This window comes from Marinimicrobium hydrolyticum (assembly GCF_030848505.1).
GTDB lineage: Bacteria > Pseudomonadota > Gammaproteobacteria > Pseudomonadales > Cellvibrionaceae > JAVDDU01.
Window position 1 is genome coordinate 102,281 of record NZ_JAVDDU010000006.1, and the last position, 14,724, is coordinate 117,004.

The 14,724-nt window shown below is 48.4% G+C and carries 14 protein-coding genes; 7 read left to right on the forward strand and 7 right to left on the reverse strand.

Annotated features, from left to right (window positions below):
- Positions 1 to 199 precede the first annotated feature (199 nt).
- Genes RBH33_RS12190 through RBH33_RS12205 form a run of 4 tightly spaced genes read left to right on the forward strand, consistent with a single transcriptional unit; the run spans position 200 to position 6,239 of the window.
- Positions 200 to 1,423, forward strand: a complete 1,224-nt coding sequence (locus tag RBH33_RS12190) for a site-specific integrase (protein ID WP_306732477.1) — start codon at positions 200 to 202, stop codon at positions 1,421 to 1,423.
- Positions 1,413 to 3,131 (forward strand): hypothetical protein, encoded by a 1,719-nt coding sequence (locus RBH33_RS12195; protein ID WP_306732478.1) that lies wholly within the window; start codon positions 1,413 to 1,415, stop codon positions 3,129 to 3,131. The genes RBH33_RS12190 and RBH33_RS12195 overlap by 11 nt, the downstream gene beginning before the upstream one ends.
- Positions 3,124 to 5,817, forward strand: a complete 2,694-nt coding sequence (locus tag RBH33_RS12200) for a hypothetical protein (protein WP_306732479.1) — start codon at positions 3,124 to 3,126, stop codon at positions 5,815 to 5,817. Before RBH33_RS12195 ends, RBH33_RS12200 begins: the two co-directional genes overlap by 8 nt.
- 2 nt (positions 5,818 to 5,819) lie before the next feature.
- Positions 5,820 to 6,239 (forward strand): hypothetical protein, encoded by a 420-nt coding sequence (locus RBH33_RS12205; RefSeq protein WP_306732480.1) that lies wholly within the window; start codon positions 5,820 to 5,822, stop codon positions 6,237 to 6,239.
- Positions 6,240 to 6,254: 15 nt separating this feature from the next.
- On the opposite strand, the gene RBH33_RS12210 is transcribed toward RBH33_RS12205, so the two are convergent.
- The 4 genes from RBH33_RS12210 to RBH33_RS12225 all read right to left on the reverse strand — a co-directional run bounded on the left by RBH33_RS12210 (position 6,255) and on the right by RBH33_RS12225 (position 8,401).
- Positions 6,255 to 6,464, reverse strand: coding sequence for a hypothetical protein (locus RBH33_RS12210; protein ID WP_306732481.1), 210 nt, complete (start codon positions 6,462 to 6,464; stop codon positions 6,255 to 6,257).
- Between the two features lie 545 nt (positions 6,465 to 7,009).
- Entirely contained in the window at positions 7,010 to 7,261 is a 252-nt protein-coding gene (locus tag RBH33_RS12215) for a hypothetical protein (protein ID WP_306732482.1), read from the reverse strand.
- Between the two features lie 4 nt (positions 7,262 to 7,265).
- Positions 7,266 to 7,955 carry a hypothetical protein gene (locus RBH33_RS12220; RefSeq protein WP_306732483.1) on the reverse strand — a complete coding sequence of 230 codons (690 nt, stop codon included), beginning with the start codon at positions 7,953 to 7,955 and terminating at the stop codon, positions 7,266 to 7,268.
- A gap of 230 nt (positions 7,956 to 8,185) precedes the next feature.
- The gene (locus RBH33_RS12225) at positions 8,186 to 8,401 is read right to left on the reverse strand and encodes a hypothetical protein (protein ID WP_306732484.1); all 216 of its coding nucleotides are present in this window, start codon (positions 8,399 to 8,401) and stop codon (positions 8,186 to 8,188) included.
- Positions 8,402 to 8,563: 162 nt separating this feature from the next.
- Here RBH33_RS12225 and RBH33_RS12230 point away from each other — a divergent pair, with 162 nt between their 5' ends.
- Genes RBH33_RS12230 through RBH33_RS12240 form a run of 3 tightly spaced genes read left to right on the forward strand, consistent with a single transcriptional unit; the run spans position 8,564 to position 11,631 of the window.
- A complete protein-coding gene (locus RBH33_RS12230) occupies positions 8,564 to 9,583 on the forward strand; it encodes an SPFH domain-containing protein (protein ID WP_306732485.1) in 1,020 nt (339 codons plus the stop codon).
- A complete protein-coding gene (locus RBH33_RS12235; protein ID WP_306732486.1) occupies positions 9,583 to 10,509 on the forward strand; it encodes a diacylglycerol kinase catalytic domain-containing protein in 927 nt (308 codons plus the stop codon). Before RBH33_RS12230 ends, RBH33_RS12235 begins: the two co-directional genes overlap by 1 nt.
- Before the next feature lie 36 nt (positions 10,510 to 10,545).
- Positions 10,546 to 11,631, forward strand: coding sequence for an NIF family HAD-type phosphatase (locus RBH33_RS12240; protein WP_306732487.1), 1,086 nt, complete (start codon positions 10,546 to 10,548; stop codon positions 11,629 to 11,631).
- 115 nt (positions 11,632 to 11,746) lie between these two features.
- Here RBH33_RS12240 and RBH33_RS12245 read toward each other — a convergent pair whose 3' ends face one another.
- The 3 genes from RBH33_RS12245 to RBH33_RS12255 are packed head-to-tail and all read right to left on the reverse strand — an operon-like array spanning position 11,747 to position 14,419.
- Positions 11,747 to 12,484 (reverse strand): PaeR7I family type II restriction endonuclease, encoded by a 738-nt coding sequence (locus tag RBH33_RS12245; protein WP_306732488.1) that lies wholly within the window; start codon positions 12,482 to 12,484, stop codon positions 11,747 to 11,749.
- 10 nt (positions 12,485 to 12,494) lie between these two features.
- Positions 12,495 to 14,219, reverse strand: a complete 1,725-nt coding sequence (locus tag RBH33_RS12250; protein WP_306732489.1) for an Eco57I restriction-modification methylase domain-containing protein — start codon at positions 14,217 to 14,219, stop codon at positions 12,495 to 12,497.
- Complete coding sequence (locus tag RBH33_RS12255) at positions 14,219 to 14,419, reverse strand: ribbon-helix-helix domain-containing protein (RefSeq protein WP_306732490.1); 201 nt, start codon at positions 14,417 to 14,419, stop codon at positions 14,219 to 14,221. Before RBH33_RS12255 ends, RBH33_RS12250 begins: the two co-directional genes overlap by 1 nt.
- Positions 14,420 to 14,724 lie beyond the last annotated feature (305 nt).

A 14,724-nucleotide genomic window follows, 5' to 3' on the forward strand; every position in this document is an offset into this window, starting at 1 on the left:
ACTAAGATATATATTCGATAGAGCCCCCGTAATACAACACCTTCCTTGAAAGTTAGACCTTCCATATTCTGCAGCAGTTTTGTTGCAGAATATGGAAGGTCTAATAATTTCCTTTCCGAACATTTCGTGTTGCACTTTTACCCAAAAGATCTAGTATAGAGGCATAATATTATCTCTATAACTTCTTGGTGTTGCAGTAATGTCAGATAAATTTCGGGTCGTTGAGACCGAGTTTTCGTGGCTGAACAGCTACAATTTCCCGTTGATCGTTATCAACGATGAAGTTGATATGATCAGTGCGCCATACTTGATAGGTTTGCTCAATAAAAACTTATCTCTTGGCACGATTCGACTGAAGGCATTTGGAATTGTGATGTTCTACCGTTTCTGCGAAGCAGAGAAAATCGACTTTCCGAAAATGATGATGAGCCTGACCAACTTTAAAATCGGTCAAATTGAAGCGTTGTCTGCATACTTAAAAGCCAAACAAGATACTGGTGAGCTCGTCGAGGAGCAGACATACAAAGCCAGAATCATCGCCATCAAAGCCTTCATCTTTTACTGGTGGGATACTTACCAAAGTAGAGCATCCAATGACGCTAATAAATTAAGGCACGCCAAAGATAAGCGTGAGGTCATGGTAAATTCATTTGCACTAGAGTTGAATGTGCCTTGGCACTCAGCAAGTAAGACACACATTGGCTTAGAGCCAGAATTACGCGCGCTCTTCTGGGAGATCATTAACCCGTACAGCACACTAAATCCTTTTAAGTATGAGCCTACGAAGTGGCGAAATTATGTGGTGTTTATAACGCTTGGATTAGGTGGAAACCGTCGCGGAGAATCGACCTTATTACGCATCCAAGACGTTCAGACTACCGGCAGAGAGAAATTCTTTGAAGTCGTTAAAGACCCAAAAAAAGTTGCTGCGAAGACTGGCCATAAAATTAACCCTTCCGTAAAAACAAAGGGGCGAAAAGTTGCCCTATCAGAAGATATAGCTGACATATTCAGACACTACATCACGAAAGAGAGGAAGAAATTTAAAGGGCATCTCAAGAGTGACTTCCTGTTTCTATCGACCAGAGGAGGAAAGCCTTTATCCCTTCAAGCTGTAAACAGAATGACTGAGAAGATCATAGAGGCTTATCCAGCGTTTAAGGACGCACTCTCCCCTCACAGATTGCGTAATACCTACCATGATCTATTATATGACTCATTGGATAACTCACCGGAGCAGGCCGATTTATCTCCCATGATGAAACAAGCAATGAAGAAACGCTTACAAGAATATGCAGGTGGTTGGTCACCGGGCAGCAAGATGACAGATCAATACCCTGCAGGATCAATTGAGAGAAAGGTATGGGATCGCACTGTTGCTTTACAGAAGGACGCGTTAGGTGAGCTAGAAAATGGAGAATAACGTAGCGGGCATCCACCAAAATGACGAGCTAATTGTTAATGAAAGTGGCCAAGTAACACCCGTTACTCCCGAACACGACCGTTATATCATTAATCGCTTAGGCTACAAGATCGAGGTCAAAAATGAGCGTGGCGAATGGCTAGATCGAATCACTATTGTTGACGACAACGGGTCAGCGACACACATTCATGGGCTAGCTGATCTAGCCACAAAAGACGAGGACCTAAACTATGTGTTGACCTCGATGATCAATCGAGCCTTATTTGTCTATTTGCCAACGACTGTAAAAGACTACTTGTTGGCTCTGAATATCTTTGTTAAAGAATTTAACAATGCCGATGAAAGCGTTGATAAGACAATCGAAAACGTACTTACGAAGGCAGCCTCTGGCCATTACGCGAACCAACTGACTATCCGCCGTTCGGTCACTGTCATGAAGCACCTTGTCGGCTACCTTGTAGCTTATGAGCACCCAAACTTGGAAATTGACCGCGCACAAGAATTAGCCGGAGCTAGGGTTGGGGACCCTCAAAACAACTACGCAAAACTATTCTTAATGGATGATTCCTACGGTCCATTTACCCGCGAGGAGATGGGTGTTATCCAAGCAGCCTTGGATGACGATGATTTAGCCATGCCTCTAGAATGTCGCGTCATAAGTCAGTTGTGTTTTGAGTGGGGCCTTCGACCTATTCAAATCAGCTTACTCAAGGAAGACGACTTTCATTACAATCCTCAGAGCGACATCTATTGGTTGAATGTACCACGAGTCAAACAGAAGCATCGAAACCGAAGAAGTCAGTTTAAAAAGCGGCTACTCAGCAATCGTCTCGGGCAGTTAATTCAACAGATGATCGACGGGAACGCTTGGATTAAAACTTATTACGGCGTAAACGACATGCCATTGTTTCAACGTCGATTTTCCCGCTACCTTAACGAAGACAATGGATTAATCAAGGTAAATGACACAAATGTTTTAAATCCACACCGACCTAAATACGGTACAGAAAAAGACAGCTTTAGCTTTCATGTCAACACGTTCACCGTCAATCGTCGAATGCATGAGCTAGAAGCGTATCTTCCACTTTCACCTCGCACAGGCAATCCCTTCAACATTACCGCCTACCGTTTCCGCTATACGCTCGGAACGGCGTCTGTGACTCAAGGCATGACTGCTGAGGAAGTGGCAGAGCGTCTCGATCACTCAGGAACGACGACAGTCAAACACTACTTCAAAAACACTGAAGAACTGTGGGAAGTAATTCAGGAAGCCACCACCTCACGGATGGAGCAAGGTCACTTCGTGGCGAAATTTATGACCAAAGAACCGGAAGGTAAAAATATCTACAGTGTGGATATTACAGAGCGAACCACATTCACTTCAGTCGGCAAGTGCCACAAGGGGTCTGCCTGTCATTTAGAGCCTGCTGTTGCATGTTATAGCTGCTCGGAGTTCAAACCAAATGAAAACTTAGAAGGTCACAAAAGAGCTAAAAGCGTGATTATAGAGGCGCGCTCACGCTCACAATCTCAATCATCAGTAGGCGAGATTCAGCATATCTTTGATGACGCACTGGTTGGCGTAGAGGCAGCAATTATTCATGTAGAAAAGGCAGGGGATGTCGTAGGTATCTATGACTGTAAACCTAAGGACATAAAAATTGGTTCAATTATTCCAACCTTAGAGCTGGGGCACTCTGATGAATGAGCTAATCCAATTCCCAAAAGCCCGAGAGCTCGCAGCAGGATCGAGAGTTGAGGAGTACATCTATCATGCGATTGATCGGTTTGAAGAACTAAAGAAATTCAAGTTATTTCGCAACGATACTGAATGGGAGGATGAAAGCTGGTACTACCAAGCGAACGGAGGTGCAAGTATCGCTCTATGCAAGTCAGATAAGGAACGTGATGCCCCTGAATTGATCAGTTCATTGAAAACGTACCTCACTTACTACATTTTTGATCGTCGCCTTAAAGGCTCGCTACCAACAATATCAAACCATGCTTATGGTTTCAGGGTAATAATTCAGCGAACAGGAATTAAAACACTCAATGACTTAAATCAGGATGTATACAACGCCTTTTTGAGCAGCATGGATCACATCGCAACGCGCTCGCAGGCTGGAGCTATAACAAGTGCTAACGCAGTTATCCGCTGGCTTCAAGAGCGCGATCTACTTACAACGCTTATAGATCTAGCACGACCACCATCGCTATCACAATTGCCTGCGATCAGGGAAAAAATGCCTTCACGCGACTTGGTGCAAGCCATCCTAGATGCTAAATGGAAGGTAGCAGAAACGGAAAATGATTCCATGTTTTGGGAGTACGACATGATTTCCGTGTTGGCACAGTCGCTTCAATACGGTTTAGGATTGCGCATTGGTGAGGTGTTACGCCTACCCTCCGATCCAATTAAATACGCTGACGGAAAGATGTACTTTGTCGCCTGGACCGAGAAGGGCACCGCACCTCTCGCACGATACGTTCCCACTGAGTGGCGTGAAGTATTTGAACACACGATCAGCGAGATTAAGCGCATTACAGAACCATACCGAAAACGTGCAAAAGAACTTGAGGATTTCGGTCGATTATCTGAGGTGGAGAAACGTCTCAAGGATTTTCATGATGAAAAGCAGAGGGACAAAGAACGTAAATTGGCCAAACTTGAAGAGCTCCTTACTGAAAAGCGACGACAAGCGGAGGTTGATTGGTCAACGAACATGCGCGACGTAATCGATCCAGATCGATACTATTCAGTTAGCGAAACAAGAGACCTGATGCCTATCCAGGTAACGTCGGATTCTTACGCCAACCGATTAGCAAAGCGTTGTTTTGAATCAGCCGGTTTGACCTTTCAAGAAGACCCTACCGACACCTCGCGATGGACAAGATACCGAATAAAAGGATCCGCAATTCAGGATTGTATAACTCAGCATATAGCCTTTCGATCAACAAACCTAATCGACCTGGAGATGTTAGAAATTATCCACGAGCGCAAATTCACCTGGGAGTCAAAAGAAAATTCAGAACTTTCTAAGCGGCTTATAAAGGGGTCCTCAGGAGGGAGCTTCAGAACCTTTACAATGAGAGGGGCAACCAACTTTAATAAAAGGGGATGTAATCGCGCAACATTAACAAAGAAAAGCGCCATCGAAATCATTGAACTTACTTGCGGCGGCGGATTTGACACATCTAAATGGATAGACATCCCAACCTTCGCTCGAATGTTTGATGACGATTTTTATACAGCTGGATCTTTGGCCATCATGGCGGGGCCAAACAACAGAGGCCGAATTCCAGAAGGCTTGGTTATTACAGATCGAAAGGTGGATTACTGGTCGAAAACAAGCAAAGACAGGTCCGGAATCTGGCGCTACATGAAATGTAGAGGTTATTTGATCGAACAAGAATCCATTCACAATTTTATCCTTGCTCGCTTCAAAAGAATTAACCTTAATATCGAGCAAGAAATCCATTCGGAACCTTTGGATCTTGATGAATCGCGCAACGCTGAGCTTGCAGTTGTTATTGACTCAGAAAGCTTTCGTATCAAACAGAAGGTTTCTGATTACTTAATGCTGGCAGGCCTAAAGAACAATAACGGTGGGCAAAAACTTATTCCTAGCATCATTTCTTACAGTAGCATCCACTACTCATTCAAGGGCGGAGGAAGATCAAATATAGATGGTTTATTCCAGCGCTATGACGTTTCCAATGATGTGTCCCTAACTAAAGAATTCCAGACACATAAAGGTCGTCACTGGAAAACAACTAGCTTATTCCGATCAGGAGCTTCGGGTGAAGTAGTTAATCTGTGGATGGGCCGCGACCCTTCTCAAGGATCGCAATATGATCACAACACAGATCATGATAGAGCGAAGAAAATCAAAGAAGCAATGAAAAATGACTCACATCGATTTGTAGGTCACATCGCTTCCAAGTTGCGACAACTGGAAGAGCATGATGCGCAAGAAGATCTAATTGATGACTACCTAGATTCCGAGATTCATGTTGTTCAACACAGTCCAACTGGCATGTGCACACGCGAACTTGCCATTAAGCCTTGCGACATCACAATGCGCTGCTTAAACGGAAAAGATGGAAAAGGCTGCAAGAACTTCATGTTTGATCTTGCAGATATTGGTCAGGTAGAGCGTCTGACAGCATGGCTTGATCAAGAGCAACGTGAAGTAACCCGCCTAGAGAGCTTAAGAGAAAAAGGTTATGCAGGCGCACAGATGCATTTAGACGCTAAAGTACCAGCACTTAAGAATGCCAAAATTGTGTTGCAGGCACATAAAGTAAAGAGTGAAATGCTGGAAACCGAGATCCGTCCCTTCCGAATTGATGGAAGCGACCCGAGTGACTGCCCTTTTGAGTGTGGTGAGTAACTATGGCAATGAGAAAAGACCAGAAAGAATTCGCTTTAACAATCCTGCGCCGCTTTAAGACAAAAGACCTTCCACCGAAGGATTTTGGCTGGAACTATATCGCTAACGAAGTGGGCGTTAACCGCACCACCCTTTATCGAAATGACAGCATCAGGGAAACCTATGCGCTTGTTAGAACCATAGTGTCCAAGCACAAGAAAGAAGCGCGCGGATTGAACCAGGAGCGTATCGAAAAGGGTGAGCTAGAGCACAAGATAGATACACTAAACGAGACGATCAATGATCTTGAGAAACAACTGAATCGAGAGCGTGAACGTTTAGTTTATGCGACTCTGGTCGCCCGCAAGAAAGACATAGATCCTTTGGAGTTTTTGGACAAGACGCCTCTGAGTTCCGCTATTACAATGAAGTTTGTCTCTTGATTTGTTCGGTTCTCTTCAAGCCGACTCATGGGTCACCTTCTGGCCAGTGGAGCGGCCAACCCGGGCATAGGCTTGTACCGCAGAAGCAGGCATCCGGTTTTCGGTACTAGGCGCCGTGTCGGTATCGGCTTCTCGCCCCCGATCCCGAGCCTGCTGCCAGGCCTCCAAGTGGCGTTGCACCGCACTGGCGGTCAAGTGGGTTTGTCGGCTCAAGGGCTCCAGCACTTCCCCACCGGCCGGGCCGCACCCACTAGATCACGCTGGCCCACCAGCTGATCCTTGCAGATTCTTATGGAGGTGAGCTTGAGCAGAGCGCAACGCTCGGGGTTACGATATTGCTCTGAACGTGTGTTCCGAGCAACACTTTTTCTGACCGCTTACTGCCACTGGGTGCACGAGCCTCAATAGCGTAGGTAACGAAGTCCCCACTATTGGGTTTTAGTGTGCACGAACCTCAACAATGTGGATAGCAAAGTACTCACTACCGGGTTTTTGGGTGCACATACCTCAACTACGTGGATAACAAAGTGTTCACTACTGGGTTTTAGGGTGCAAGTTCGACCTTTCGTCCTGACCAGATAAAGTTTGAGGGAATTTAGCGGTGACTTTCTAGACCGAGGGGCGGTGCGCAAAGCGTTCACTGCCGGGTCGCGCGTTGGCATCTGGGCGGATTCCAGACGAGAATGAGAAGACTAAGCCGGTTATCATCCATAGAACCATGCGCAAGCCTCAATAATGTCGAAACAAAGTGCTCACTACTGGGTTAAGGGTCATTGCGATCTGGCAGTTCGCCCTCCACTTCGTTCATTGACCTGGGTCAGTATGACCGCCCAAAAAACGGCCTCGTAAGGGAAGAAGGTGCCCAGCGTGTCATCCAGCCAATGCACCACCATCATCAGGCGATCAAATACCGGAAATATCAGCCATAAGAAGGCGACTGACACGGCAATGACCACCGGGCCAACAGCCCAGTAGGGGAAGGTGTTTTCAAGCCAAATTCTCCAGCGATAGATTAGGGGCATGCGATCACTCGGTCACCAGTTTGACTCGCTCGACAACTTTCAGGAAGCGAGCCCGAGGCGGAATATCAGCATACTCGGGCTGCTGCACCAAATGCTCATCTATAGCCACAGCCAGTTCCCATCTGGCCGGATCGTTTTGTTGCCACTCGTAAAGCTCAGGGATTGATTCAATGACCTTTTGCATTTCGGCTTGCGTGGGCTCGCCGGGAGTTTCGGCACGGGGCTCTCGCTCAGCCCACGAAGCCTGCGCTATCGTTAGCAGATTCTGTCCGTCTGGCACCCAAAACATTTCCCATCCGGCCGCTTGCATACAGCTTTCGTAAACTCGGTCTTTGGCTGCCCGAGCCTCATTTGTGGCCGTATAGTCGCAGCTGGGGGCGGGGGTGTAGCCTTGGCATAGGCCCAGGGCAAAGCCGCTCATCTGAGAGCAATCATTTCTGGGAGGCTGAACGCAAGATGGAGAGGGGACCGGGATTTTTTGAGACTCAATGGTGCAGTGGGCGTTTACTTGCTGATATTCGGCTGACGCTTGGTATCGCTCAATTTCCCCAGCATTAAGGCGCTCCATGGTGTCTCTGCTGAGAAAACCCCAAGACCCGCCTGGGTCAGCTGGGCTGGCCGTCCTCTTGTGCGCGCAGCCAGAGGCGATAAGGGCGACACATAGCAGGAGCAGAGCGTTTTTAATAGTCATCATTGGAACATCCCTTTGGTTTGAGTAAAAATCCGCTGCCGCCATTATAGGCCAGCGGAGGTTGAGGGTGCCAACCTGGATGGTGCCGGCGTGGCGATGCGGGCTGGGCAAGTTCATCCGCATGGACTCTCCGGCATCAATGCCGGTGAGCACGTCTGCTTCCGAGAGTGGTAGTTTGACCCCACAGGCAGCACTTTCAGAGGACTCGATTACGATTTTTCCGTCTTGATCTGCTAACAGGACATCACGCCTTTTTCTGGGGAGCCGGAAAGTCGCTTTCTGGCCTTCTTATTGGCTTCAATCAGATCCGGGCTAATGATTTTGCTCTCGGTCTTTTTAACCTTTAACGGACCCCCGGAATAAGCCCAGCGGAAGATGAATATGACCGTATCTACGCTTAGCAGGGGCGGCCCAAAAGCCATAAACAGCAAATACTCTTTTTCGTTCATAGCGTCCCCCTTAGTGTCTATTTGACCCTTATTCTACGCCGACAACCGCCTTCAGACAAACTTTTTGTCCTAAAGACACAAAATAGCCTTGACACCTTTGCGTCCTTAGGACATTATTCGGCAGGTAAGTGACCTAAAGACACTATCGCAAGGGGAAATGGTATGTTCGGTTTTCGATACTACAAAGCGGATTCGGCAACTTATGTGATCAAGACGGCGGGCGGGAAGACTCGCAAAAGGGGCAAAGGCCTGAGCTTTTTCTATATGCAGGCAACCAGCTCTATTGCAGCCATCCCGGTGAGCGTTCAGGAGGCTCCCTTTATCTTTAACCTACAAACGGCTGATTACCAGGCGGTCCGAATTCAGGGGCAAATCAGCTTTCGCATCGTCGACCCTGAGAAAATCGCCGACGTCTTGAACTTTAACCTAAAGGCGGATGGCCAATCTTACGCCTCTGAAGACCCTCTGAAGTTGACCGATCGCGTGGTCAGAGCCGCACAGTCCATAGTGCAAAATAAGGTGCAATCTGTAACCTTGAGGGATTCATTGGCATTGAGCCAACCGCTGGTTCATTTGATCAAAACGGAACTTGCCGCGCAGCCGGTGTTAGAGGAGCTGGGTATAGCCTTGGTGGATACATCGGTTGCAGCGATTACGCCCTCCCCCGAGGCCAGCAAAGCTCTGGAAGCGCCGGCTCGGGAATCCATATTGAAAGAGGCGGATGATGCGATCTACGCTCGTCGTAAATCGGCGGTAGAACAAGAGCGCACCATCAAGGATGCCGAGCTTCAAACTGAACTGGCCATTCAGCAGAAGGAGCAAGAAATCGCCGAGTCTCGCATTAACAACGAGCGAGCCATCATGCGGGGTAACGCCCAAACCGAACAAGAGCGGATCAAGACCGAGATTGAAGCCGAGAATCAGCGGAAGGACTTGGTATTGCTCAATGTAGAAAACAACAAACAAGAAGCAGACTCTGAGGCTTACGCGATCGCGGCCCGGATGAAAGCATTCAGCGAATTGCCCGTCGAGAACCTCAAAGCAATGGCCTTGGCCAATATGCAGCCTGAGCAAATGATGGCGATGGCCTTAGAGACAATGGCGCAAAACGCGGGCAAAATCGGTGAGTTGAATATTGGCCCGGAAATGTTTTCCAGCATGATGAAAAAGGCGGTGCGCTAATGAGCCAGCGCAGCCAACAACGGTTTGTCGTAGTCCACCGCAAGTCGCGTATGCAAGAGCTGGTACAGCGATTCAACACCTGGCCCCAGGCGAGGTTCTACCTGGAGCACAATCACGTGGACGTGCAGGACTATCTCGACGAGCACGACGTTTACCAGCAGCGACTTTCAGAGGTTGAGCGGTGTCTAAAGGAACGAGGGCGCTTCCAGTGGCTAGAGAGAGGCTTGTTGCCTAACTACCAGTTCAGCCCCGACGACATCGTTGTGGTGATTGGACAGGATGGACTGGTGGCCAATACCTTAAAATACCTCAAGGGACAGCGCGTTATTGCCATTAACCCGGATCCTGCCAGGTGGGATGGACAATTACTGCCTTTCAAAGTGGGTGATCTGGAAGAGATTTTGGCTCAAGTTGAAGCGAATAGAGCCAGGATAAAATCCGTGACCTTTGCGGAAGCCTCCACGAACGATGGCCAGACTATGCTAGCGGTTAATGACCTGTTTATTGGCCCCAAAAGCCATACCTCCGCTCGGTACCGTCTGAGTTGGAACGGACAAACTGAAAATCATTCCTCATCGGGCATTATTGTGTCGACAGGCATGGGGTCGAGCGGATGGTTTCAGTCGATACTGGCTGGCGCCATGGGGGTCACCGGCGAAGCGTCCCATCCCTTGAAAAAGGGATTCGCTTGGGATGACCGCTGGTTGCAGTTTGCGGTTCGAGAACCTTTCCCAAGCCAAAACACGGGCACGTCACTGGTGTTTGGGGAAGTTACCGAGAGTAAGCCACTTACGCTTGAGTCCTTGATGCCCGAAAATGGCGTCGTATTCTCAGATGGAGTAGAACAGGACTACATATCGTTTAATTCTGGCTGTATATTGACGATAGGGATATCCCAGAACCAAGGTTCTCTGGTATCACCATAACAAGCTATCGCCGCTCCGAACTATTAGGTGAAATGTGTGCAAGCAATAAGAGCCAAAAAACGTTTATTGGTACTTGATGTAGACAATACTCTTCTGCATGTTCCAGTGTATGATCCCCTGCTGTACCTGCTGGCTGATCTCAATATCTCCGAGGAGGAGTTTTATCGGAATCTGCCGGACGGGGGAGACTCCATCGATGGCGACCCTCACCTGAAAGTCTATCCTAGGCCTCATCTCACCGAGTTTCTAGACAAGGCTGAAAGCCTGGGATACGACCTTGCATTATGCACAACCGCTACAAAGCAATACATTGACACAGTATTGCCTCTTTGTGGCGTAAGCCTAGAAAGGTTTGTATCCGTAGTGTGCCGGGAGGAATTAAGTAGGCGGGGATTGCAGAAAGTTAAAGATGTGCGCCCGCTTGTATCAGCTGGATATAAGCAGGAGGATATTGTAGTTATCGATGATCGTGACGATATACACCTTCAAGCAAGTCATGTGATAAAAATTCCTTCTTTTGAAGTTAGAGACGACTCTTTTCTCAGAGATGATGAGCTACTGATCATGATCGATCGGCTTGAGTATCTTGGCAACAAATCATTGCCGGAGATGCGGCGGTTGCAGAGGATGGAGCGAGAAAGGGAGGATCTCGTTCTTAGATTGGCCACCGAAGCGTTCGACAGCAACAAGTATAGGGATCTTCCCTTCGATCCAGAGTTTTTCTTGAGGCGATCTGGTGATATTGAGCAACACCCAGCTTGCGAAGAGGTAGAAGAGCTATCGCTGGACAGGTTTTTGATCTACAAAGATTTCGGCCTGGTTGGTGCTGTAGAGAAGAATGATGACAGCTTTTTAATCAACAACTATTGCCCGGAGATTTGGACCGATGTCCCCGGAGGTGTTAGCCGAACTGGACGAAATGTAGGTGAGATCAGTGAGCTGTTTTGGTTTTTAAGCAGTTCTGACCTCTTGGCTAAGTGCAAGGCCATGGGCTACAACGTCTCTAGGGATGATTTCCTGACATTGGCTGCCGTTACACTACAGTCAACCCATTTTGGAGGGATGCACATCCTGGCCTTAAGTGACAGATTTATAGAAGACAATCCAATGTCGTATGACTAGAGCATAGGTTTCCAACGCTAGTTTGCACCCCTAAAGACTTGGTGTCGCTGTGGGAACTCAAGATTGAAGACAATAGGGATTAGGTCTATTAGCGGTGGTTGTTTACTAGTCCAGCCTACTGTCTCGCAGCCTCCGACGCTATATGCCCGGCCAGCTCACTGACAAAGGTTCGCAACCCAGTCATATCCGATAGCTCCTCATACACCCCGGTATCCACCGCATCACGCGGAGACGCAATGACTGAGGCAACCGTATAGAGTTGCTCTTGCATAAGTTTACGGCAAAGAATGTTATACCGGTCAACATAGCTCGCATTCTTGAATTCTTTAAAAACGTCAAAATGCGGTGATTGATCTTTGACTGGGGACCGGGATTTCGGCGCATCCTCAACCAGCATCAGCCAACCCACAAACGGCCTAGTTTGCTCTCCGAAAGCGCCTTCTCGGTATCCTGTCCATAAGTCATGAGCGGTCCCGATGGCCTCTTCCGTCCGGTTGTTAAAGTTGTTACCGAAAGATGGTCCCACCTGGCTTTTGAATTCGAGAGCCGCTATTAGCCGGCCCTTGTTCATGACCAGGAGATCCCATAGTTTCGTCGGACGGAAATATCCCGGCAGAGTGAGAGCACGCCGCTCAAGATGAATATCAGCATGTTCCAGACCGTTCGCATGGACGATATCTTTAACCAAAGCCACAAACCCGTCCATGTTCTTACCGGCGGTTACTCCGGCGCGCTCGCCCTGATCGGCCTTTCCCGACTCAATCTGCTTTTTCCGCGCCTCGTGACGGTTTCCCCAGAATGCCTTAACGGCCTCTTTTGCCTTTGTATCGTAATTCGCTAAATCAATTGCCACAGGTTATCCTTTAATTTTGTAAACCGTTGCCACCGAGCGCCGCTCGCTCATCTTTATTCAAGTCGTATAGCTGATAAACAGCTTCATTCCCCATTGTGGTATCACCGTTTATAGCTGCGTCCCGCAGTTGTTCGCGCAGGTCGACAGGTACATCATTCCAGTACGGTACTCTAATCCGGCGAAGATACTGCGCCTGGAACCGTAGGTAACCGCCGCGCATCTTTGTGGAATAGATCGATACAAACAGACGGGCAATTCCGGACATTAAAACCGTCTGCAAGGCCCGCAAATCCCACTCTTTTGCAGTGATATAATAGAGGTTGTGATGAGGATATAGCTCTCCTGACTCGTAGACGATGTGAGCATCGCCCTTGATGTCGGGAATCAGAAGCTTTTCCTGAGCAGCCAGTTCAGGATAAATTCGGTCGATAGTTCGATACCATCGTGCCGGAGATTTTTTGGCGACATACCTGCCCGCTATTAAGTCTCGGCGATCTTCAAGATAAGCTTTGAGCTTCGGGTACTGCTCAAGATCGACCAGCCCACCGCTTTTCGCGAAGGGATTGATGATTCCGTCCCCCCGCCATTCAACCTGACCGCCGAGGATGTCGTATGTTCGAGCCAGAGGAAGTTTCCGGTCGGGCTCAACATCTAAACTTTCAAAAGGGCCAATGAATGCTTTATCCGCGCCTGTAGCCACGCCGATACCGACCTTACAGCCTGCATCCTCCAGTAGAGGGAGGGTGCTCTCAAGGCGGCGCATAATCGCAAGTTGATCGGTTGATTCCAATATCCAGGGATCAGCCCCCGAGGCGACCCCTGCAATTTCCTTAATTCGAGTCTCAGATACGGGCAGCTTTTTGGATGTCAGTCCCTTAGAAAGGACGGCCAGTGCTTCCCGTTTAATTTCAGGCTTGTGAGCAATTCGTGTCTTCCCACCCTTTTTGCGGGAGATGATGGTAATGGCCGGATAAGCGATCACCTCTGAGTGGAAAGCATCGGTATCGACCATGTCCACATAGGCTTTAAGATGAAAATTTTGAGCGACCATGGCTCTGAGCGGACCGCCGTATTTGTTTTTCATCCAACGGTCAGAACAGATAAACCCAAGCGAGCCCGCCTTTGCCAGGGAATTCAGAGAATGTTCTATAAAGGGGATATAGAGGTCGGCCCGGTCAAAGAGCGTGGTGAAGCGACGCCGGTATTCAGCTACCAGAATGTCGGGGATCCGTTCCTGCCGCACATAGGGCGGGTTACCGACCACGCAATCGAACTGGTGCGGGAGATCGAAGAGCAAAAAATCTCCCTGAATTAACCATTGGTCTAGAAGTTTCCGGGCCGTCGCAGCTTGAATCTTGTGCTTTCGTAAAAGCAAGAGAACTTTCTCAGATGTGGCCTCGAACGTATCCTTATGGAGCTCTACGGCGCGCACACTGCTCGACAATCCTGACAGGACATCTTCGCCTTTGCCAGCCTGCTTCCAACTTTCTAGAAGGCGCTCGATGGCAGGCAAAAGGAAATCCCCTTCCCCAAAAGAAGGCTCCAGCAATCGGAATTTATATAAAGGGCGATCACTTGTGTATCCGGCAAGATCAAGGATAAAGTCAACGACCTCACGACGGGTATAGATTGCTCCGCGCTCTTCTGCACCAGAACCCGACATCGCGGATACCGCTTCGGTGATCGGACAGAGTGTTGGTAAAGAGCGTTGAGTCGGTAGGGCATCAATAGGCATCAGCGCTCCTCCTTGGCCAGAGGAATTTCAAGGCAGTCATTGCCCGCATGCCGTTCCAGAAATTCTCTCATGGATCGCCTAATCAGCCACGAAGCGCTGACATTACTCCGCCGCGCCAGTGCGTCGATCTCGCTATAATCGTCAGGATCGACCGTCAGGGTCACACGCTTCATGAGCTTACCGGTTCTGTGCTTAGACATAGGAGTAATACATGTGATGCATAGAATGCATAACTGTAGCACATACGGAACTCTGTATATAGCAAATCCTTTGAAACGCCTAAACCACCTCCCCATCTTCTACAGTTTGGCTCCCCTTGCCGGGCTCGAACCAGCAGCCGCCCAATGATTAACAGTCGATACCCCTCCTAGCAAAATCAGCCATCGCTTTGTTTTCTCCAATAGCGGCCTTCCGTACGTTATTGATTTTAAAGGGGTCTAGATCGTCTATAGGGCCTCTAAGGGGCTTCTTGAGCTATTTTTGAACCATTTCCGTAGACAAAATC